Origin of the sequence: Streptomyces sp. NPDC047042, from assembly GCF_040644035.1 — a bacterium.
In the GTDB taxonomy this organism is placed as follows: domain Bacteria; phylum Actinomycetota; class Actinomycetes; order Streptomycetales; family Streptomycetaceae; genus Streptomyces.
In genome coordinates, this window is sequence record NZ_JBEYVP010000020.1 from 126,363 (window position 1) to 147,796 (window position 21,434).

Annotated in this window: 19 protein-coding genes; 10 read left to right on the forward strand and 9 right to left on the reverse strand. The window is 70.6% G+C overall.

The features are described from left to right. Positions 1 to 46 precede the first annotated feature (46 nt). A complete protein-coding gene (locus ABZ855_RS24100) occupies positions 47 to 283 on the forward strand; it encodes a hypothetical protein (protein ID WP_360809986.1) in 237 nt (78 codons plus the stop codon). A gap of 163 nt (positions 284 to 446) precedes the next feature. On the opposite strand, the gene ABZ855_RS24105 is transcribed toward ABZ855_RS24100, so the two are convergent. After that, positions 447 to 1,739, reverse strand: coding sequence for an MFS transporter (locus tag ABZ855_RS24105; RefSeq protein WP_360809988.1), 1,293 nt, complete (start codon positions 1,737 to 1,739; stop codon positions 447 to 449). A 131-nt stretch (positions 1,740 to 1,870) separates the two neighbouring features. Then, the gene (locus ABZ855_RS24110; protein ID WP_360809990.1) at positions 1,871 to 2,473 is read right to left on the reverse strand and encodes a hypothetical protein; all 603 of its coding nucleotides are present in this window, start codon (positions 2,471 to 2,473) and stop codon (positions 1,871 to 1,873) included. A 162-nt stretch (positions 2,474 to 2,635) separates the two neighbouring features. On the opposite strand from ABZ855_RS24110, the gene ABZ855_RS24115 reads away from it, so the two are divergent. From ABZ855_RS24115 to ABZ855_RS24125, 3 genes are read left to right on the forward strand one after another with little or no spacing between them, the layout of a single operon-like run. Then, positions 2,636 to 3,709: a sialidase family protein gene (locus ABZ855_RS24115; protein ID WP_360809992.1), complete on the forward strand. Its 1,074-nt coding sequence runs from the start codon at positions 2,636 to 2,638 to the stop codon at positions 3,707 to 3,709. Between the two features lie 37 nt (positions 3,710 to 3,746). Then, positions 3,747 to 4,472 (forward strand): NADPH-dependent F420 reductase, encoded by a 726-nt coding sequence (npdG, locus tag ABZ855_RS24120; RefSeq protein WP_360809994.1) that lies wholly within the window; start codon positions 3,747 to 3,749, stop codon positions 4,470 to 4,472. A gap of 4 nt (positions 4,473 to 4,476) precedes the next feature. Further along, positions 4,477 to 4,734 carry a hypothetical protein gene (locus tag ABZ855_RS24125; protein ID WP_360809996.1) on the forward strand — a complete coding sequence of 86 codons (258 nt, stop codon included), beginning with the start codon at positions 4,477 to 4,479 and terminating at the stop codon, positions 4,732 to 4,734. On the opposite strand, the gene ABZ855_RS24130 is transcribed toward ABZ855_RS24125, so the two are convergent. Further along, positions 4,724 to 5,524 carry a site-2 protease family protein gene (locus ABZ855_RS24130; RefSeq protein WP_360809998.1) on the reverse strand — a complete coding sequence of 267 codons (801 nt, stop codon included), beginning with the start codon at positions 5,522 to 5,524 and terminating at the stop codon, positions 4,724 to 4,726. The two genes, ABZ855_RS24125 and ABZ855_RS24130, sit on opposite strands and share 11 nt — an antisense overlap. Before the next feature lie 206 nt (positions 5,525 to 5,730). Here ABZ855_RS24130 and ABZ855_RS24135 point away from each other — a divergent pair, with 206 nt between their 5' ends. Continuing rightward, on the forward strand, positions 5,731 to 9,207 hold the full coding sequence (locus ABZ855_RS24135) for a BTAD domain-containing putative transcriptional regulator (protein ID WP_360810000.1): 3,477 nt from the start codon (positions 5,731 to 5,733) through the stop codon (positions 9,205 to 9,207). Positions 9,208 to 9,250: 43 nt separating this feature from the next. Here ABZ855_RS24135 and ABZ855_RS24140 read toward each other — a convergent pair whose 3' ends face one another. Genes ABZ855_RS24140 through ABZ855_RS24150 form a run of 3 tightly spaced genes read right to left on the reverse strand, consistent with a single transcriptional unit; the run spans position 9,251 to position 11,625 of the window. Continuing rightward, positions 9,251 to 10,078, reverse strand: a complete 828-nt coding sequence (locus ABZ855_RS24140) for an ABC transporter permease (RefSeq protein ID WP_360810002.1) — start codon at positions 10,076 to 10,078, stop codon at positions 9,251 to 9,253. Beyond that, the gene (locus ABZ855_RS24145; RefSeq protein WP_360810004.1) at positions 10,075 to 11,124 is read right to left on the reverse strand and encodes an ATP-binding cassette domain-containing protein; all 1,050 of its coding nucleotides are present in this window, start codon (positions 11,122 to 11,124) and stop codon (positions 10,075 to 10,077) included. Before ABZ855_RS24145 ends, ABZ855_RS24140 begins: the two co-directional genes overlap by 4 nt. Positions 11,125 to 11,169: 45 nt before the next feature. Then, entirely contained in the window at positions 11,170 to 11,625 is a 456-nt protein-coding gene (locus ABZ855_RS24150; protein WP_360810006.1) for an Lrp/AsnC family transcriptional regulator, read from the reverse strand. A 115-nt stretch (positions 11,626 to 11,740) separates the two neighbouring features. Between ABZ855_RS24150 and ABZ855_RS24155 the strand changes: the two genes are divergently transcribed. Beyond that, positions 11,741 to 12,823 (forward strand): DMT family transporter, encoded by a 1,083-nt coding sequence (locus ABZ855_RS24155; RefSeq protein WP_360810008.1) that lies wholly within the window; start codon positions 11,741 to 11,743, stop codon positions 12,821 to 12,823. A 95-nt stretch (positions 12,824 to 12,918) separates the two neighbouring features. On the opposite strand, the gene panB is transcribed toward ABZ855_RS24155, so the two are convergent. Beyond that, positions 12,919 to 13,794, reverse strand: coding sequence for a 3-methyl-2-oxobutanoate hydroxymethyltransferase (gene panB, locus ABZ855_RS24160; RefSeq protein ID WP_319205444.1), 876 nt, complete (start codon positions 13,792 to 13,794; stop codon positions 12,919 to 12,921). A 250-nt stretch (positions 13,795 to 14,044) separates the two neighbouring features. On the opposite strand from panB, the gene ABZ855_RS24165 reads away from it, so the two are divergent. The 4 genes from ABZ855_RS24165 (at position 14,045) to ABZ855_RS24180 (ending at position 19,073) form a co-directional block, all read left to right on the forward strand. Next, positions 14,045 to 15,643: an MFS transporter gene (locus tag ABZ855_RS24165; protein WP_360810011.1), complete on the forward strand. Its 1,599-nt coding sequence runs from the start codon at positions 14,045 to 14,047 to the stop codon at positions 15,641 to 15,643. Positions 15,644 to 15,792: 149 nt separating this feature from the next. After that, the gene (locus tag ABZ855_RS24170; protein WP_360810124.1) at positions 15,793 to 16,422 is read left to right on the forward strand and encodes a TetR/AcrR family transcriptional regulator; all 630 of its coding nucleotides are present in this window, start codon (positions 15,793 to 15,795) and stop codon (positions 16,420 to 16,422) included. A gap of 218 nt (positions 16,423 to 16,640) precedes the next feature. Continuing rightward, on the forward strand, positions 16,641 to 17,690 hold the full coding sequence (locus ABZ855_RS24175; protein ID WP_360810013.1) for an endonuclease/exonuclease/phosphatase family protein: 1,050 nt from the start codon (positions 16,641 to 16,643) through the stop codon (positions 17,688 to 17,690). Positions 17,691 to 17,810: 120 nt separating this feature from the next. Next, entirely contained in the window at positions 17,811 to 19,073 is a 1,263-nt protein-coding gene (locus ABZ855_RS24180; protein WP_360810015.1) for an MFS transporter, read from the forward strand. 57 nt (positions 19,074 to 19,130) lie between these two features. On the opposite strand, the gene ABZ855_RS24185 is transcribed toward ABZ855_RS24180, so the two are convergent. Further along, a complete protein-coding gene (locus tag ABZ855_RS24185; protein WP_360810017.1) occupies positions 19,131 to 20,630 on the reverse strand; it encodes an arabinofuranosidase catalytic domain-containing protein in 1,500 nt (499 codons plus the stop codon). Between the two features lie 225 nt (positions 20,631 to 20,855). Beyond that, on the reverse strand, positions 20,856 to 21,251 hold the full coding sequence (locus tag ABZ855_RS24190) for a hypothetical protein (protein ID WP_360810019.1): 396 nt from the start codon (positions 21,249 to 21,251) through the stop codon (positions 20,856 to 20,858). Positions 21,252 to 21,434: the final 183 nt, after the last annotated feature.

Genomic DNA, 21,434 nt, shown 5'->3' on the forward strand with positions numbered 1-21,434 from the left:
CTAGCCCTGGTGGGGGACGATGACCCTGGGGAAAGGAGCCCAGACCATGGCCCTGTTCAAGAAGCGCACGGTCGGCAAACCGGGCGAATGGTACTACTGCCTGGAGCACAAGAAGGTCGAGGAGGGCCCGGACTGCCCGGGCAAGGACCGCTTCGGCCCGTACACCTCCCGAACGGAGGCGGAACACGCGATGGAAACGGCCCGCGAACGCAACGTTCAGTGGGAGAACGATCCCAAGTGGCACGATGCGGGGGCGCGCGGCGAGGACGAGGGCGAGGGCTGAGGCGGCGCCGTCCGGCGGGGCGGGGCGGTGTGGAAGCTGCGGGTGCGTCGTGGCTTGTCGCGCAGTTCCCCGCGCCCCTGGGGTGGCTGGGGCCGGCCTGTTGTCTGCGGGTTCGTTGTGGCTTGTCGCGCGGTTCCTCGCGCCCCTGTGGGGGCTCGGCGGCTCAGCGGGCCGCCCGGTCGGGGGTGGCCTTCTCTCGCTCTTCGCGCAGCCGAAGTGCGTGCTCGTTCGTACGTACGTCGTACCGCATCAGGCCCGGCAGGCACACCGCCAGGAGGCCCACCCCGGCCACGCACGCCAGCCCGCCCGTCCACACGGACGCCCGCACCCCGCGCCAGGCGGCCACGCCACCTGCCCTGACCTGGCCGAGTTGCGGGCCCACCGAGTAGGAGAGCAACTCGATGCCGGCGAGGCGTCCGCGCAGCTCGTCCGGGATCGTCTGGTTCCACATCGCGGCCCGGAAGATTCCGCTGACCATGTCGAAGCAGCCGCCGAGGAGCAGGAACAGCAGCACCAGCCAGACGTTCCCGACGACCCCGGACGCCGCTATCGCCAGCCCCCACCCCGCCGCCGCGAGCACGACCATCCGCCCGTGCCGGTGCACCCGGGACGTCCAGCCGCTGGTGAGGCTCACGAGCAGCGAACCGGCCGGGATCGCCGCGTACATCAACCCCAGCGACCACTCCGCGTCCAGCTCGTCCGCGAGGAACGGCAGGACGGCGAGCGGCATCGCCAGGAACATCGCGGCGAGGTCGATCGCGTAGGTCCCCAGGAGTTCCTTGCGGTTCCACGCGTACCGAGCGCCCTCCGCGATGGACCGCAGCGACGGTTTCGCCGCCTCGTGGGACGCGGGGGAGGAGGCGAGCCCCACGACGAAGAGGAGGGACACGGCGAAGGTGGCGAGATCCACGGCGTACGCCCAGCCGAGCCCCGCGTAGGCCACGACCACCCCGGCCAGAGCCGGCCCCGCGACCCCGCCGACCGTCCACCGCAGGGAGTTGAGCGACGCGGCGGCCGGCAGCTGCTCATGGGCGACGATCCGCGGCAGCAGCGATTCGAGCGCGGGCCGCTGCACCGACCCGAGGGCGGAGGTGAGCGCGGCGACGACGAACAGCGGCCAGACCAGCGGGTCGGGCAGCACCGCGTTCACCAGCAGTACGGCGCACAGCGCTCCCTGTCCCGCCTCCGTCCACAGGATCAGCTTCCGTTTGTCCGCCGCGTCGGCCAGCGCCCCGCCGTACAGCCCGAACACGATCAACGGGATCAGCTCCACGGCCCCGATCGCCCCGACCGCGGCGGCGGACCCGGTCAGCTCCTTCATCTGCACCGGAAGCGCGACGAAGGTCAGAAAACTCCCGAAGTTGGTGATCAACCCGGACATCCAGAGCTTCCGGAAGTCGACGGAGTCCCGCCAGGGGGAGAGGTCGGGGAGGAGGGCACGGAGAGGGGAGGTCACGTGGGGTCATGCTGAGCGGTGGGGAGGAGCGGGGGCAACAGGTTTTCGGGGGGTGAGGGGGGCGGGGGCCTGTACATCGTTCCGCCGGAGGCGGGTGAGGTGGCGAGACGGGGGGTGGGTGGGGAATGCTTTTACCAGCGGGACGGGGGCGGTGCCGTCAGGACGTCCGCCAGCCGGGCCAGACGGTCACGGAAGCGCCGGCGCCCCCGGACGACAGGGGTCCCGTTCTCCCCGGCCGCCGCGCTCACCAGGTGCTGCACGGTGTCGAGGTCCAGCTCCAGACCGTCGGGCACGGCCAGCGACTCGTGCGCCATCGACACCAACTCCCCCTCACCGGACCCCAGCACCAGCACCTTCGCCCCACCCCGCCGAGCGTCATGCACCCGCTCCAGCAGGGCCCCGCCCACCCCCTCCGGCGCCACCACCAGCAATGTCTCACCCCGGCGGGCCGCCTCGATCCGCCCCAGCCCCACCGCCGGCCGCCCGGGACCGGACCCCGGCGGGTCATGCCGTACGAGGGTCGGGGCCAGCTCGGGCGTCCCCGACCACGTCGCCTCGTCGACCAGATGCGCCGCCAGATGCCACGGCTCGTACGCCGGCGTACCGACCAACAGCAGCCCGCCCCCGTACGACACCACGGACCCCCGTAACGCCCCCGCGAACCTCCGGGTGGTCCCCAACCACTCGGTTCCTGCGAGCACTTCGCGCAACAACGCGACCCGTACGGCGTCCATGCCCGCGCATCCTGCCGCAACGACCGACCCGGGACGCGCCCTTCGCCATGATTTCGCCCAACATGGGTAAGGACACGAACCACTACCCGTAGTCACAAAGCACGTTCCGCCGTCACCGTCACCGTCACCGTCACCGTCACCGTTCTCGCCGAGGAGCCGCACATGGCAGAGACAAGCATCCCCTTCCGGTCCGGCCAGGAGGGCTACGCCAGCTACCGCATCCCGGCCGTCGTCGCCGCCGGCTCCGGCACCCTGCTCGCCTTCTGCGAGGGCCGGGTCGACTCCGCCTCGGACCACGGACACATCGACATCGTGCTCAAGCGGTCCACGGACGGCGGTCGCACCTGGGGCCCGCTCATCCGCGCCGCCGACAACGGCGTCCACCTCGCCGGCAACCCCGCCCCCGTCGTCCTGGACACCGGCCGCATCCTCCTCGTGTACATCCGCGCCTCGGGCACCGCCTCCGAGAAGGACATCCTGCTCGGCAAGGTGCCGGCGGCGAGCGGGCGCCGCGTCTGGGTCCGCCACAGCGACGACGAGGGCCTCACCTGGTCCTCCTCCGTGGAGATCACCGGCCAGGTGAAGAAACCGGCCTGGCGCTGGTACGCCACCACCCCCGGCCACGCCCTCCAGCTGAGCACCGGCCGGGTCGTCGTCGCCGCCAACCACACGATCCCGCCCACCGGACAGGACCTCGGCACCGAGCCCCACTACAACAGCGGCCACTGTCTGCTCAGCGACGACCGCGGCAAGACCTGGCGCCTCGGATACCTCGACGAGAACACCAACGGCTACATCAACGTCAACGAGACCACCGCCGCCGAACTCCCCGACGGGCGCGTCTACTTCAACACCCGTAACGACTCCACGTCCCCCGGCAACCGTGCCGACGCCCACTCCACCGACGGCGGCCAGACCCTCGTCAAGCCCTTCCGCCCCCAGGCCGGCCTGGCCGCGCCCATCTGCCAGGGCAGCGTCCTCCAGCTCCGCGACCCCGATCTGCTCCTCTACTCCGGCCCCGCCGACCCCGCCGCCCGCGCCCTGATGACCATCCGCGTCTCCACCGACGCCGGCACCACCTGGCGCCCGGCACACACGGTGAACGGCCTGCCCGCCGCCTACTCCGACCTGGTCCGCGTCGACGCGGACACCGTCGGACTCCTCTACGAGACCGGCGACTTCAGCGCCTACGAGACGATCACCTTCCGGCGGGTGCCCGTGACGGACCTCACCTGAGCCCACGGGCGCCCGGACACGGACGTAAGGTCGGCCCATGACCTCTACCGACAGTGCACAGACCCCTGCCGAGACCCCCGCGAAGGCTCCCGCCAAGGACCCCTGGGACCTTCCCGACGTCTCCGGGCTCGTCGTCGGCGTGCTCGGCGGGACCGGGCCGCAGGGCAAGGGCCTCGCCTACCGGCTCGCCAGGGCCGGACAGAAGGTGATCATCGGGTCGCGCGCCGCCGACCGCGCCCAGGCCGCCGCCGACGAACTCGGCCACGGAGTCGAGGGCGCCGACAACGCCGAGACCGCGCGCCGCAGCGACATCGTGATCGTCGCCGTGCCCTGGGACGGACACGGCAAGACCCTCGAATCCCTGCGCGAGGAACTGGCCGGCAAGCTCGTCGTCGACTGTGTGAACCCGCTCGGCTTCGACAAGAAGGGCGCGTACGCGCTGAAGCCCGAGGAGGGCAGCGCCGCCGAGCAGGCCGCCGCCCTGCTGCCGGACTCCCGGGTCACGGCCGCCTTCCACCACCTGTCGGCCGTACTGCTCCAGGACCCGCAGATCGAGGAGATCGACACCGATGTGATGGTCCTCGGCGAGGAGCGCGCGGACGTGGAGATCACGCAGGCCCTCGCCGGCCGTATCGCCGGGATGCGCGGGGTCTTCGCCGGCCGGCTGCGCAACGCGCACCAGGTCGAGTCGCTGGTCGCCAACCTGATCTCCGTGAACCGCCGCTACAAGGCCCACGCGGGCCTGCGCGTCACCGACATCTGAGCGGATGGGGGACACTGGACGCCGCCGCGAACCGGTGTCCCCCCGACCGGATCCCCCGACAGGAGCCCACCCCATGCCCCGCCTCGCCCTCTACGCCCTGATCGTCTGCGCGCTCGCCGTGACGGCCGCCGTCGTGTCCTTCGTCCAGGGCAACTGGCTGGGGATCGTGTGGGTACTGCTGGCCGGCCTGTCGTCCAACATGGCCTGGTACTACCTCAAGCGGGCCAGGCAGGGCGGGGCCAAGCCCTCCGTCACCCGCTGACCGAGCAGAACTCGTTCGTCCCCTGCCAGAAGCGGAACAGCTCCTGACCGCAGTACGTGTCCAACGCGTTGATCCCCAGACCGCGCAGCACCGTGTCGATCACGTCGAAGAACGCGCTGTTCACCGGGCCGAGCCACAGCAACGCGAACACGAACAGCAGCCCGAACGGCGCGAACGGCTCCACCTGGCGCCTGATGTTGTACGACAGCCAGGGCTCGATGACCCCGTAGCCGTCGAGGCCGGGCACCGGCAGGAAGTTCAGGATCGCCGCCGTGACCTGGAGCAGGGCCAGGAAGGCGAGCGCGAACCGGAACTCGGCGGGCACACCGTCGAGTGAGTGCAGCCAGAACGGCGCGGTGCACACGATCGCGAACAGCACGTTCGTCAGCGGACCGGCCGCCGAGATCAGACTGTGCTTCCAGCGGCCCCGGATGCGACCCCGCTCGATGAACACGGCGCCGCCCGGCAGCCCGATCCCGCCCATGATCACGAAGATCACCGGCAGCACGATGCTGAGCAGGGCGTGCGTGTACTTGAGCGGGTTGAGGGTGAGGTAGCCCTTCGCGCCGACCGTGATGTCACCGCCGTGCAGAGCCGTACGCGCGTGCGCGTACTCGTGCAGGCACAGCGACACGATCCACGCGGCCGTCACGAACAGGAACACGGCGACACCGGGCTGCGCGGCGAACCCGGTCCAGGTGGCCCAGCCCGTGACCGCCGTGACGGCCAGGATCCCGACGAAGACGGGGCTGATCCGCCGGTCGCTGTTGCGGGTGGTGGCGGTGGTCATGGGGAGGGGCTCCTGGAGGACTCGTTGGACCGGACTCGTTGGACCGGTACGGGAGGGACGACGGTACCCGTGCTCCGTGAAGAACGTCCCACCGAGGGCCGGAGGTTCCTGGATGATCCCGGAGATCCTGGACTTCTCCCAGCTCACGGTTCACGCGCATGTAAACCCGCGCGCGCTCGGCGACCCCCGATGGAGAGAATGGACGCGTGCGCTATCGCATCCTCGGCACCACTCAGGCACTTCGTCCCGACGGCACCTCCGTCCCGGTCGGCGGCGCGCGGCTGCGCGCCCTGCTGACCGTGTTCGCCCTGCGACCCGGCCGGACCGTGCCCGCGGGCGTCCTGGTGGAGGAGGTGTGGAACGGCGACGCGCCCGCCGACGCGCCGGCCGCGCTGCAGGCGCTGGTCGGCCGGCTGCGCCGGGCGCTCGGCCCGGCCGCCATCGCCTCGGCCGACGGCGGCTACCGGCTGTGCGCCACGCCCGAGGACGTCGACCTGCACCGTTTTGAGCGGCTGGCCGGCGAGGGCACGCGCGCGCTGGCCGACGGCGACCCCGCCAAGGCCGCCGACGTCCTCGACGACGCCCTCGCCCTCTGGCAGGGCCCGGCCCTCGCCGACCTTCCCGACCGCACCGCCGAGGCCGCCCGCTGGGAGACCCGCCGACTGGACGCGCGCCGCGCCCGCCTCACCGCCGCCCTGGCGCTGGGCGCGGCCCAGCAGTCGCTCCCCGAACTGACCGCCCTGTGCGACAGCCACCCCCTGGACGAGCCGCTCCAGGTCCTCCGGCTGCGCGCCCTGCGCGACGCGGGCCGCCCGGCCCAGGCACTGGCCGCGTACGAGGACGTACGGCAGCTGCTGGCGGACCGGCTCGGCGCGGACCCGGGACCCGAACTGCGGGCGCTGCACGCGGAGTTACTGCGACCGGACGGCATGTCCGACGGCGCGCGGAGCACGGCGGCCGCCGCCGTGGGCGGCACCGCCGTGCGCGCTGCGGGCAGCGGACCCGGCCACGACCCCGGCCTGCGCGCGCACCGGCCCGCCGCGCCCTCCGGTACGTCCCGGACCGCACCCCAGGCACCGCCCCCGCCCGCCGGGAACCTGCGGGCCCGCCTCACCTCCTTCGTCGGCCGGGAGGCGGACATCGAGGCCATCCGGGGCGACCTCGCCGCCGCCCGGCTCGTGACGCTGCTCGGGCCGGGCGGGGCAGGGAAGACACGGTTGTCGCAGGAGGCCGCCGAAGCCCTGCGGGACGCGGAGAGGGGCGTGGCGCCGGACGGGGTGTGGCTGGCCGAACTCGCGCCCGTCGTCGACCCGGACGCCGTACCCGAGGCCGTGCTCACCGCCGTCGGGGCCCGCGAGACGGTGCTGCGCGGGGCCGGCGCCGAGGAGATGCGCGTCGCCTCCGCCGACCGCCACGACGACCCCCTCGTACGCCTCGCCGAGCACTGTGCGAACCGGCGGATGCTGATCCTCCTCGACAACTGCGAGCACGTCGTCGACGCCGCCGCGCATCTCGTCGCGGAGCTGCTGACGCGCTGCCCGGGGGTCACCGTGCTCGCCACCAGCCGTGAACCCCTGGGCGTACCGGGGGAGTTGGTGCGTCCCGTCGAACCGCTGCCCGAGCCCGTCGCGCTCCGGCTGCTCGCCGACCGCGGGGCCGCCGCCCGGCCCGGGTTCCGGGTCGAGGACGATCCGGAGGCCGCCGCCGAGATCTGCCGGCGCCTCGACGGGCTGCCGCTCGGCATCGAACTGGCCGCCGCGCGGCTGCGGATGCTGACGCTGCGGCAGATCGCCGACCGGCTCGACGACCGTTTCCGGCTGCTCACCTCCGGCAGCCGTACCGTCCTGCCCCGCCAGCAGACCCTGCGGGCCGTCGTCGACTGGTCCTGGGACCTGCTCGACGCGGACGAACGGGACGTCCTGCGGCGGCTGTCCGTCTTCGCGGGCGGCTGCGACCTCGCCGCCGCCGAAGCGGTGTGCGGGCCCTTCGCGCTCGAGACGCTCGGCTCGCTCGTCGACAAGTCCCTTGTCGTGGCGGCCCCTTCGCACGAGGACGAGGACGACGACGGGGCCGAGGGTGCGATCGAGGGTGAGGACAGGAACGGGGCGACGCGGGTCACTCCGCCCGTCGGTGTGATGCGCTACCGCCTCCTCGAGACCGTCGCCGAGTACGCCGGTGAGCGCCTCGACGAGGCGGGCATCCGTCCCGAGGCCGAGCGCGCGCATCTCACCTACTTCCGCGAACTCGCTCGTACCACCGACCCGTTGCTGCGCGGCCCCGGGCAGGTCGCCGCGCTCGACGTGTTCCAGCGGGAGAGCGAGAACATCCGCGCCGCCCTCCGTCACGCGGTCGCCGCGCGCGACGAACAGGAGGCGCTCTGCCTCGTCCTGTCGAACTCCTGGTACTGGCAGATGCGCGATCTGCGCATCGTCGGCCGCAACTGGTCCCGCGAGGTCATGAACCTCGGTCCCGACCCCTTCAGCCTCCCGATCCGCCCCGCCCAGCCCGTCTGGGAGCGCTGCACGGACACCCCGCCGCCCTGGAGCGGCGAGCTCCTCGAAGAGGCCAGGCGCGGCGTCCACCTCGTCCATCTCGCCTCCATGGACATGGAGTTGGAGTCCTGGCAGACCCCGGAGGGCCGGCAGAAACTGCACGCCATCACCCAGGTCTACCAACCCGGCGCCCCCCAGACCTGCCGCTACCCCGGCCTCCTCTGGTTCTACGCCGTCATGCTCACCCGCGACATGGAGCGGATCAGCGTCATCGTCAGCGAGTGCGTGCGCACCTGCCGCGAAGCGGGCCCCGACTTCGAGTGGGAGCTCGCCGCCTGTCTCCAGATGCGCGCCAACGTCCTCGCCAACCGCACCGACTGGGCCGGTGACGCGACCCGCGACGCCGACGAGGCGCTGGAGATCTTCCGCCGTCTCGGGGACGCCTGGGGCGCCGCCGAGGCACTCTCCGCACGCGGCGAGGCCCATGAACGCAAGGCCGCGTACGACAGTGCCGCCACGGACTTCCAGGACGCGATGGAACTGGCCGACCGACTCGGCGCCCGCGCCCAGAAGACCGTGCTCGCCGCCCGTCTCGGCAACGTGTTCCTGGAGGCCGGACGCATCGACGAGGGCGAGCGGCTGCTGCGCGACGTGATCGAGAAAGCGGCCGGGATGGTCAACGAGGCCATGCCCGCCGCCCGGCTCTTCCTCTCGGCCTGGCTCGGCATCACCGACCGGGTCCCCGAGGCGCGCGAACAACTCCGGCTGCTGCGTGAAGAGTTCAGGGCCGCCTCGTTCGTCGTCTTCGACGCGTTCCTCCTCAGCGCGGAGTCCTGGCTGGACGTGGTGGAAGGACGGCACGAGGAAGGCCTCGACAACGCGCGACAGGCGCTGGCCCGCGCCGACGACGACCTGTCCCGCGCCATCGCCCCCCACCTCCGCCCCGGCATCCTGACCATCGCCGCCGCCGCCCTCGTCGGCCTCGACCCCGGCCGCGCCCGCGACGCGGCCCACTGTCTGGGCGCCGCCGACGCGCTGCTGCCGCCCGGCCATGTCTCCGGACGCGTGGAGCGCGAGATCCGCACCCGCGCCGGCCACGCGGTCCGTGACGTGCTCGGCGACGAGGCGTACGAGGCCGCGTACGCCGAGGGCGGTCGTCTCTCCCCCGAGGAGACGACCGCCCTCATCTGACGTCCCGTGGCCGGACCGGGACCCGGACCCGGCGCCGTCGACGTCAGCTCTTCGTACGGAACTTGTGGATGGCGACCGGCGCCATCACCGCCGTGATGGCCACCGACCAGGCGATGGTCACCCACAGGTCGTGCGCCACCGGACCGCCCACCATCAGTCCGCGCGCCGCGTCCGCGAGCGTGGACAGCGGGTTGTAGTCGGTGAACGACTGGAGCCAGCCCGGCATCGACTGGGTCGGGGCGAAGATCGACGAACCGAACTGGAGCGGGAACAGCACCAGGAAGCCCATCGCCTGCACGGACTGCGCGCTCTTCATGATCACGCCCAGGGTGAGGAACACCCACATGATCGACGAGGCGAACAGTGTGGACAGGCCCACGGCACCGAACAGTCCGGCCCAGTGGTTGATGTCGAAACCGACCAGTACGGCGACGATCATCAGCACGGTGGTCGCGAACAGCATCCGGATCAGCTCGACCGAGATCTTCGCGAACAGCACCGACCCGCGTCCGATCGGCAGGGACCGGAAGCGGTCCATGACACCGGAGTTGAAGTCCTGGCTGAACCCGGTGCCGACGCCCTGGGACAGCGTCATGCTCATCATCGCGATCATGCCCGGGATCACGTACTGCACATAGCCGTCCTGCCCGCCGCCCAGCGCCTGCCCGATCGAGCCGCCGAAGACGAACACGAACAGCAGGGTGAAGATGATCGGCATCAGCAGCGCGTCGGCCATCGACTCCGGGTCCTGCCGGATCCACAGCAGGTTGCGGCGGACGAGGGCGCCGGTGTGCCGGAGATGCCCGCGCAGCGGGATCCGGCCGTCGTCCTGGACGTCCTTCACGGGTGCGGTCACGGTCGCGGCGCTCATACGGCGACCTCCTCTCGGGTGTCGGTGGGCGTGCTGTCTGCCTGTGAGCCACTGGAACCACCGGGGGCACTGGCGCGGTGGCCGGTGAGGGACAGGAACACCTCGTCCAGGCTGGGCAGTTCGGTGGAGATCGAGGAGATCGTGATACCGCGTGCGACGACCGCGCCGGTCACGGCGGTCAGCTGCTCGTCGCTCAGGACCGGCACCAGGACGCTGCCGGTCTCGGTGTCCACGGTCGTGGTGGCCAGACCCGTGATGCCGAGGTCGTCGAGGTCACGGGCGAGCGGACGCAGCTGCAGCGGATCGGCCGTCCTGATCCGCAGGGTACGGCCGCCGACCTTGGCCTTCAGCTCGTCGATCGCACCGCCGGCGACGACCTTGCCCCGGTCGATGACGGCCAGCTCGGAGGCGAGCTGCTCGGCCTCCTCCATGTACTGGGTGGTGAGCAGCACGGTCACCCCGTCGCCGACCATGCGCTTGACCTCGTCCCAGACCTCGTTGCGGGTGCGGGGGTCGAGTCCGGTGGTGGGCTCGTCGAGGAAGAGGACGACGGGCCGGCCGATCATCGAGGCGGCCAGGTCCAGCCGCCGCCGCATACCGCCGGAGTACGTGCTCGCCGGCCGCTTGGCCGCGTCGGTGAGCGAGAACCGCTCCAGCAGCTCGTCGGCCCGGGTGCGGGCCTCCTTGCGGGGCAGGTCGAGCAGCCGCCCGATCATGTAGAGGTTCTCCCAGCCCGGCAGCTTCTCGTCCACCGAGGCGTACTGCCCGGTGAGACCGATCACCCGCCGCAACTGCCGGGGCTGGCGCAGCACGTCGTACCCGGCGACGGTCGCCTGCCCGGAGTCGGGCCGCAGCAGGGTGGACAGGATGCGTACGAGGGTGGTCTTGCCGGCGCCGTTGGGCCCGAGCACACCGAGCACGGTGCCTTCCCGGACGTCCAGGTCGACGCCGTCCAGCGCCTTGGTCTCGCCGTAGTGCTTGACCAGCCCCCGCACGGAAACCGCACTTGTGACCCCGTGGACGGGGCGGTTGTCGATTCGCGTCATGGGACGAACCTGTCAGCTCCGACCGACAGACCGCCTACAGACGTCCTACAGACTCGGACCGATGACCTTCTTGCGCATGTGCGCGTAGACCACCGACGTCCGTACGTCGGCCAGTTCCGGACGCTTGGTCAGCTTGTCCAGGACCACCGCGTGCAGATGGTCGGTGTCGCGGACGGCGACATGCACCAGGAAGTCGTCGTTCCCGGTGAGGACGAAGAGCGAGATCACCTCGGGCATCCGCTCCAGGAACGCCTGGAAGTCCTCGATCACCGCACGCGTCGGGGGGCGGACCCGCACGGCGATCATGGCCTGCAGTCCGCGGCCGATCGCCGAGAGGTCCGCCTCCGCGTGAAACCCGGTCAGGATGCCGCGCTCGCGCAGCGACCGGATCCGCTCCAGACAGGTGGACGGCGCGATACCGAGAGCCTGCGCCATGTCCCGGTTGGTGCGCCGACCGTCCTCCTGCAGCATCCGTACCAACGCCGAATCTAGTTCGTCCACGCTCGCCTCGCTCTGCCGAATTCCGAATCTAATTCGGAGTCTACGCGCTGCTTTCGTGGATCTTGTTACTGTCGTCGCCGCTGACAGATTTTTATTCGGGGAGAGGTGAGTTCGGATGGCTGAGCGGGGGCCCGGTGTGGCGGCGGTGGGCGCGGTGGTGGCGGCCGCGCTGTTCTGGAGCAGCTCGTACGCGGTGACCAAGCGGGTGCTGGAGGATGTCGGCCCGCTGAGCATCGGCGCCATCCGGTTCACCCTGGCGGCGTTGCTCCTGGGGGTACTGGTACGCCTGAACCGGCATCGCCCGGCCCGCCCGGACGCCCGGCAGCGGTGGCAGCTCTATCTGTGCGGATTCCTCGGCATCACCGTCTACTTCGTCCTGGAGAACGTCGGTGTCGATCTGTCCACGGCGTCCGACGCGTCCCTGATCGTGGCCACCTACCCGATGATGACGATGCTGCTCGAACTGGTCGTCCACCGCACCCGGATGCCCCGGCTGCGGGTCGCGGGCGTGCTGCTGGCCACCGTCGGCGCCTTCCTCGTCGTACGCAACGGAGCCGAGGTCGGCGGCGGTTCGCGCTGGCTGGGCGATCTCCTGCTGCTGCTCGGCGGGCTGGCCTGGGCCGGGTACAACGTGCTCACCAAACGCGCGAGCGCCGGCCAGAACGCGGTGAGCGTCACGTACTACCAGACCCTCGCGGGCGCGGCGGGGTTCCTCGGCGCCTCCCTGCTGGAGGCCGGCGACTGGCGGATGCCGGACGCGACCGCCTCGTCCCTGCTCGTCTACCTGGCGGTGGCGTGCTCGGTCGGCGGCTTCCTGCTCTACAACTACGGCCTGCGCGGGATGGCCTCGAGCGTCGCCGTGAACATCCTCAACCTGGTACCCGTCATCGGCGTCCTCGGCGCCGTCGTGATCAACGGCGAGTCGATCCGGGCGGCCCAGGTCGTGGGTGGCGTCGTCATCGTCGGCGGGGTCGCGCTGGGACTGGTCGAGGTGGGGGAAGCACCCCGGACGCCGGCCACGGCGTCGGACGCGGGCGGTGGCGGTGGCGGGTCCTTCCGAACCGTGGCCGCTTCGGCCGCCTCGGCGGCCCTGACGGTGCCGAGCGAGCCCGAGGCCGTCGTACCGGCCGCCCGTCACGCGCTCGACGGGGCCTGCCGGTCCCCGGACGGCGCACGCCTCGAGATCCCCGGCCCGTGAACGGGGCAGCCCGCCGATGGGGGAAGTCGGCGGGCTGCATTCGTGCCGCAGTGGCTCTGTGGGGTCGGTGCACACAGGGGTCGGTGCACGTCGGGTCAGTGCACGGAGTGCTCCTCCAGGGGGAACGTTCCGCCGGTCACGTCCTCCGCGAACGCCTTCGCCGCGTTCCCCATGACCTCACGCAGATTCGCGTACTGCTTGACGAACTTCGGCACCCGCCCTCCGGTGAGCCCCAGCATGTCCGTCCACACCAGCACCTGGGCGTCCGTCTCGGCGCCCGCCCCGATCCCCACCGTGGGGATGTGGAGCACACGCGTGACCTCCGCGGCCAGCTCCGCCGGAACCAGCTCGAGGACCACCGCGAACGCCCCCGCGTCCTGGACGGCCTTCGCGTCCCGCAGCAGCTGCTGGGCGGCCTCCTCGCCGCGCCCCTGGACGCGGTAGCCCATGGCGTTCACGGACTGCGGGGTCAGCCCGATGTGGGCCATCACGGGGATGCCGGACTCGACCAGCAGCTCGATCTGGCGGTGCGAGCGCTCCCCGCCCTCCAGCTTGACGGCACCGACCCCCGCCTCCTTCACCAGCCGGGTCGCCGAGCGCAGTGCCTGCACCGGCCCCTCCTGGTAGGAACCGAAGGGCAGGTCGCCGACGATCAGCGCCCGGCTCGTACCCCGGACGACGGCCGCCGAGAGCATGGTCATCTCGTCGAGGGTGACGGGTACGGTCGACTCGTAGCCCAGGTGACAGTTGCCGGCCGAGTCGCCGACCAGCATGACCGGGATGCCGGCCTCGTCGAAGACGGACGCGGTCATCGCGTCGTACGCGGTGAGCATGGGCCACTTCTCGCCGCGCTCCTTGGCGGCGGTGATGTCCCGGACCGTGATGCGGCGGGTGCCCTTGCCTCCGTACAGCGCGTTCGTCGCGTGGGTGCTGCCGGCGGAGGTCTGCTGGGCAGGCTGAAGCTGCGTCATCGCAACGGCTCCTTCAAATCATCTCGAGGCACCCTGACGGCGTCCCCGGATCGCTCCCATGGTGGCACCTCGCGTCCGGGGACGGCTAGTGGTCGCCCGCGGAGGGCGCCCGGTGTGCTGAACGTCTCCCGCCCGCGCGGGCCCGTCCGCGCGGGCGGCCCATCACCATGTGTATCGCCATGGGTAAGGTCTCGGTAAAGAGTTTCGATACGAGACGGTCTCGTATCGAAATGGACTTAGGCTTGCCGACATGACTACTCCCGCCGGCCCACCCGCCCTCGGCCCCCGGATCCCCGAGGCCGTGCACCGGCGACGCTGGGCCATCCTCGGTGTGCTCATGCTCAGCCTGCTGATCGTGGTGCTCGACAACTCCATCCTCAACGTCGCCATCAAGACCATCTCCACCCCCGCCCCGACCGGCCTGGGCGCCACCCAGAGCGAGCTGGAGTGGGCGATCAACGCCTACACCCTCGTCTTCGCCGGCCTGCTGTTCACCGCCGGGATCCTCGGCGACCGGCTCGGCCGCAAGAAGGTGCTGCTCGGCGGCCTCGCCGTGTTCGGCCTCGGTTCCGCGCTCGCCGCCTTCGCCGGCTCGCCCACCGAGCTCATCGTCTTCCGGGCCGTGATGGGCTTCGGCTCCGCCTTCGTGATGCCCGCCACCCTCGCCGTCCTGATGAACGTCTTCGAGCGCGAGGAGCAGCCCAAGGCCATCGGCATCTGGGCCGGCGGTGTGGGCCTGGCCATCGCCATCGGACCGATCACCGGAGGTGTCCTCCTCGACCACTTCTGGTGGGGCTCGGTCTTCCTCATCAACGTACCGATCGTGATCATCGCGCTGGTGCTGATGACGATCCTGGTGCCCGACTCCCGCGACCCCAAGCCCGGCCGCATCGACCCCGTAGGGGTGCTGCTGTCGGTCGTCGGGCTCGTGCTGCTCGTCTACGGCATCATCAAGGGCGGCCAGCTCGCCGACTTCACCGACCCGCAGGTGCTGGCCACCATCGGCGCCGGTCTCGCCGTACTCGTCGGGTTCGTGCTGTTCGAGAAGCGCAGCGACCACCCGTCCATCGACGTGACGTACTTCCGCAACAAGACCTTCTCGGCGGCCATGTCCGTCATCGCGCTCGTCTTCTTCGCACTGATGGGCGTGACCTTCTTCTCCGTCTTCTACACCCAGAGCGTGCGCGGCTACTCGCCCCTCCAGACCGGCCTGCTGATGCTGCCGCTGGCCGCCGCCCAGCTGATCTTCGCACCGCGCGCCCGGCTGGCCGTCGACCGCTTCGGCAACCGGGCCACGACCACCGCCGCCATGCTGCTGATCGCCGCGACACTCGCCGCGTTCGCCTCGTTCGAGAGGGACACCCCGATCTGGCTGCTGGAAGTCGTCTTCTTCCTGATGGGCACCGGCATGGCGCACATCATGACGCCGACCAGCGTCGTCATCATGCAGGCCCTGCCCCGCGAGAAGGCCGGCTCCGCCTCCGCGCTCAGCAACACCTTCCGCCAGGTCGGCGGCGCGCTCGGCATCGCCGTACTCGGCTCGGTCCTCTCGGCGTCCTACCGCAGCGGCATCGAGGACAAGCTCGACGTGCTGCCCGCCGGCGTACGGCACACCGCGGGCGAGTCCATCGAGGCCACCCTCGGCGTCGCCGCCAAGCTCGGCCCGAAGGGCGAGGCCCTGGTCGGCCCCGCCAACGACGCGTTCCTGCACGCGATGCACCTCACCGCCCTGTGCGGCGCGGGCGTCGCCGTCCTGGGCGCCCTGGTCGTCGCCCTGTGCCTCCCGGGCCGCCCGGCCGCGCCCCAAGAGGGCGAGGAGAAGCCGCAGTTGGCGTCGGCCGACCACTGAACGGCTGGAACGTCCGCAACGGCTGGGAGAATCAAGGCAGTACGTAGAAGATATTGAGCAACACGTAGTACGTAGGGGGCAGTACGCAATACGTATGACGTGGCACGTGGGAAACGAAAGGAGCAGGTCGCGTGAGCCTCACGGACGACCTGGCCGACGGGACCGCCGCCGATCGGACCGCCACCGATCGGGGCAGTGCCCGTGGCCGCCCCCGGAGCGAGGCCGTGGAGCGCTCCATCATCGAGGGCGTGATGCAGCTCCTGGAGGAGGGCGTGCCGCTCGCGGACATCTCCATCGAGCGGGTGGCCCGGACCGCCGGTGTCGGCAAGGCCACCATCTACCGCCGCTGGCGGGGCAAGGAGGAGCTCTTCGTCGACGTCATGCGGGTCATGGAGCCCGCGGACCCCGAGCTGCCCGGCACATCGGTGCGGGACGACCTGGTCGTCCTGCTGGAGACACTGCGCCGACGCGGACTGGCCCACCGGTCCTCGGCGTTCCTGCACAACGTCCAGGCCCAGATGAAGAGCAGCCCCAAACTCTGGGCCGCCTACCACGCCACCGTCGTCGAACCGCGCCGCGCGCTCGGCACCGAACTCCTGCGCCGCGGCCAGCGAACCGGCGAGGTCCGCCCGGACGTCGACGTCACAGTGATGTACGACCTCTTCCTCGGCCCCATGCTCCTGCGCGCCGTTCTGCGCCCCGACGCCGACCTCCCGGAGGGCCTCGCGGAGCAGATCGTCGACACGCTGCTGCAAGGTCTGCGGCCGGTCGCCCCCTGAGCAGGAATTCGTACGCCTGTCGGGCCGACTGGCGCACGACTGTGCGTGTTTCGTCACAGAGAGCCGTCCGCGCGGAACAACCGGAACTGGTCGTGCCGACTTGTTCGTCATCGTCCCCGTACGGCCGTCATGGGACGGTGAGATCGGAACCGAACATCCCCTAGGGTCTTAGGCGCGGGGGACGGACGGGTGAGCACGGCAGGTTGTGAGGCGACAGTATGGCCCAGCAGGCGTACATGACGGATACGGACAACGGAGGCTCGGGACCCGAGCGCCGGGGACCCCGGCTCCGGCGCCTGATGAACCGTCTGACGGCCGGCTGGCGGGGCGATCCGAGAATCTGGCGGCGCGGACTGATCACGGCGGCGCTGGCGATACTGCTCGCCCTGGTGATGCTGCTGCACGCGCAGATCCCCAACCGCATCGGCAACCTCGGCAGTCTCAGCGAGACGTTCCTGCCGTGGTTCGGCATCGTCTCCGTGCCGCTGCTGCTGATCGTGGCGCTGCTCCGGCGCTCCGCGACCGCGCTGATCGCGGTGGTGCTGCCCACGGTGGTCTGGTTCAACCTCTTCGGCGGGCTGCTCGGCAGCAACGCCGGGACCGGCGGCAACCTGACGGTGGCCACCCACAACGTCAACGCGGAGAACCCGGACCCCTCCGGCACCGCCCGCGAGGTGGCGGGCTCCGGCGCCGACCTCCTGGCCCTCGAGGAACTGACGGCCACGGCGGTCCCGACGTACGAGAAGGCCCTCGCGGCGACGTACAAGTACCACTCGGTGCAGGGCACGGTCGGCCTGTGGAGCAAGTACCCGATCAGCGCCTCCCGCCCGGTCGACATCAAGCTGGGCTGGACCCGCGCCATGCGCGCCACCGTGGCGACACCCGAGGGGCCGGTCGCGGTGTACGTCGCCCATCTCCCGTCGGTGCGCGTGAAGATGGAGGCCGGCTTCACGGCCCGCCAGCGCGACAAGAGCGCGAACGCGCTCGGCGAGGCGCTCTCCGACGAGACGCTGACCCGCAAGATCCTCCTCGGCGACCTCAACGGCACGATGAACGACCGGGCCCTCAACGCCGTCACCGCCCAGATGCGCTCCACGCAGGGCGCCTCGGGCAGCGGCTTCGGGTTCAGCTGGCCGGCGTCGTTCCCGATGGCGCGGATCGACCAGATCATGGTGCAGGGCGTGGAACCGGTCAGCTCCTGGTCGCTGCCGCGCACGGCCAGCGACCATCTGCCGATCGCGGCGAGGGTGAGGATTCCCACCCTGTAGGGGCGGCGTCCACGGGCTCGTAACCCGGGGGAATAGGGGGCCGGGGAGTGTTTGTTCCGTACTTGAACATAAACTGTACGGACCTACGCCCGCCGCACCCTTCGAAAGGCCCCCGCTCTGATGTCCCGGCCCACGCCGACCTCCCTGTCCGCCCGCAGGACCACACCCCTGGCCCTGCTCGCCCTCGCCGTGGGTGCTTTCGGCATCGGCACGACCGAGTTCGTGATGATGGGCCTGCTGCCCGACGTCGCGGACGACCTGGGCGTGTCGATCCCGTCCGCCGGGCACCTGGTCTCGGCGTACGCGCTGGGCGTCGTCATCGGCGCCCCGCTGCTCGCCGCCCTCACGGCCCGGATGTCGCGCCGCAAGGTCCTGATCGGCCTGATGGGCCTGTTCGTGGCGGGCAACGCGCTCTCCGCGTTCGCCCCCGACTACGACTCCCTCCTGGCCGCCCGCTTCCTGAGCGGCCTGCCGCACGGCGCCTTCTTCGGCGTGGGCGCGGTCGTCGCCACGACCATGGCGGCCCCGGAGCGCAAGGCACGCTCGGTGTCGCTGATGTTCCTGGGCCTGACCGTCGCGAACGTGCTCGGCGTCCCGGTGGCGACGGCGATGGGCCAGCAGCTCGGCTGGCGGGCGACCTTCCTCGGCGTGAGCGTGATCGGCGTGGCGGCGATAGCGGCCCTGGCGCTGCTGATCCCGCACGACCGCGCGGCGGCGCCGGTGGCGGGCCTGCGCGGCGAACTGGCCGCCCTGCGCTCGGTGCCGGTCTGGCTGGCCCTCGGTACGACGGTCGCGGGCTTCGGCGCCCTCTTCTCGGCGTACAGCTACATCACGCCGATGCTGACGGACTCCGCAGGGTACGCCGACTCCAGCGTGACCCTGCTGCTGGCGCTGTTCGGCGTCGGCGCGACGATCGGCAACCTGCTGGGCGGGCGGCTCGCGGACCACGCGATGCGGGGCACCCTCTTCGGCGGCCTGGTCTCGCTCATCGTGGTCCTGGGCGCGTTCCCGCTGCTGATGAGTACGCAGTGGAGCGCGGCCCTGGCGGTCGTCCTGGTCGGCGTGGCGGCCTTCGTCACGGGCACGCCCCTCAACCTGATGGTGATGGAGCGGGCGTCGTCGGCCCCGTCCCTGGCGTCCTCGGCGAACCAGGCGGCCTTCAACCTGGCGAACGCCGGGGGAGCGTGGATCGGCGGCCTCGCCCTGGCGGCGGGCCTCGGTACGACGTCCCCGGCACTGGTGGGAGCGGGGCTGGCCCTGCTGGGCCTGGGCGTCGCCGGGGTCGCGTACGTGGTCGACCGGCGCCGGTCGACTCCGTCGGCCGGGCGGGAACGCGTGGTGGCGTCGCACGTGCCCGCGCGGGCGGAGAAGGTGCTCCACTGAGCGGGTGGGTGTTTTCACACCCACCCACCCACCCACTCGATCGAACCGAGCTGACCCCTACGGGGCGATGTCCCACTGCTGGCAGGTGTTGTCGAGCTGCTGCCACTGGCGGACCGCCGTGCCGTTGGCCGTGCCGCAGTTCGTGACGTCCAGTGTCATACCGGTGTTGACGTTGCTGATGGTGTAGTGACTGCCGACGCGGGTGACGTCCCACTGCTGGCAGTTGTTGCCGAGCGACGCCCACAACTGGACGGCCGTGCCGTTGCTCTGCCCGCAGTTCTTGTCGTCCAGGACCGTGCCGCTGTTGACGTTGGTGATGGTGTAGTGGCCGTTGCCCGCGCTCGCGAATTTCCACTGCTGGCAGGTGTTGCCGAGCGAGGACCACAGGTCGACCGAAGTCCCGTTGCCGGTACCGCAGTTCACCGCGTCCAGGACCTTGCCCGAGTTGGTGTTGGTCAGCCGGTAGGCGGTGCCGGCGACCGGGAAGGTGGCGGCCGGGGTGCTGTAGCCGACGGAGGTGATGTTGGCCTGTACGGCGTTGTCGGCGGCGTCGGTCGGATAACCGGCCGTCATGACGCCCTCGAAGAAGGAGCCGTCGGAGCCGTTGCTGTTGTCACCGCCGGTGCCGAGGACGATGGCGCCCTCCTTCTGCATCGGGGTGTAGCCGCCGAGGTTGGGCAGGGCCCCGTTGTACCAGGTGGTCAACGACCCCGATTGGGAGTTGCCGCCTTTTATCGCATAGGTCGTCGTGCCGTTGTTCTTGAGCAGGGCCGTGACGAACTCACTGCTGTTGCCGGTGTTGCTCGGGTAGGACCCGTTCGCTCCGAAGAAGAGCCCGTTCTCGAGGTCGGCCTCGACCCAGGGGCCCGATCCGGCGCCGGAGCACGAGAACCAGCACTCCGTACCGAAGTTGAGCGCGTCCATGTGACCGTTGCCGGTGTCGTTGCCGGAGGTCTCGGCGTTGCCGTAGTCGAAGCAGCAGCGGTTGTTCACATGGTGGCCGCTGGTCACCATGTACATCCCCTCGGGGCTGCTGCCGGTGGCGATGCCCGACGTGCTGTTGTCGCGGTAGCCGACGCCGGCCGACACGAAGATGCCGTAGACCGAGTGTCCGCCGGCCGTCACCGGCAGGGCGTTGGCGATGGCGCCCACGTCCTGGCCGCCGTTGCCGCCGGGGCCCTCGATGGTGAGGTCGTTGTGCTTGGAGCTCTGGTCGTAGATCTTCGTGATGATGCACGTCGTGCCGGAACAGAAGGTGTCCTGCGCCGCGGCGTTGGCGTAGCCGCCCGCGGCGAGGGTGCCGATGTCGGTCGTCGCGGAGTCCGAGGCCCGCTTCACCTGGTAAAGGGCGCCGCTGTACGCGGAGTAGAGGGCGCGTGTGGTGCTGTGCGCGGCGACGCAGGGCGTACCGGCCGAGGCGTAGATGTCACAAGGGAGCGAGGTGGCGGCCTGGGACGGGCCGGCGGCACCGACCAGCAGACCGGCGACCACGGCGATGGTCGCGCCGACCGAGAGGAGAATCCCTCTCAGACGCTGACGGTGTGAAAAAGAAATCATCGTTGATCTCCGAACTTCGCCAGAATGTGAGCGCTAACAATAGTGAGCTCGGGCGAAGTTCAGGTCGTCAAAGGAGGGCCAACAAGTCGTCAAGTTTTCGCGCTGAGAAGGGCCTTGGAGAAATAGGGTCGATATGCCGAACAATTTGTGATCGAAATGCCGAACATATGAATGCGATTGGCCCCCGGCCTCTCGGCGCGGGGGCCAACGCCCAGGTGGAACAGGTCAGTCGTTGATCCACCCGGTGGCCCGTCCGGTCGACTGGAAGCGGAGCTTGTAGTAGGTGCCCCCGGGGACACCCGACTCGAGCTCGGTCCATTTACCCCGTGTGGCGTACGTGTAGCTGTCCTGGCAGGACACGCTGCCGCCATAGCTGCGGCACACCTTCACGTTCCGGTTCGAGTTGGTCATCACCGTGATTCGCCCGCAACCGTACGATGTCTGGAGCCACTGACCGGAAGGGAAGCCTGTCGGGTAGTAGTTGTATCCCGAGTCTTTGTCGTACGAGGTCGTGCCGCACGCCCGCAGCGCACTCGAGTGCGAGTTGCTCTGCGGTGCCGCTTCCGCGGTCGCGGCGCCCGTGGCGAGGCCGCCGACCGTCACGATGATGCTGCTTGCCACTGCTGCGAGTTTTCTGGACGTGTTCGGCATCATGTCCCGTCTCCGTCTTCGGGTTGGGAAAAACCGAATTCCGCAGGACGGCCCGTCCAACGTTCCGCCTGCTGTGCCGTCTGTTCTCCGCCTCACCCGGTGCTGGTGCCTGCCGGGTGATAAAGGGCACTTATCCAGGATTGCGCAGAGTGT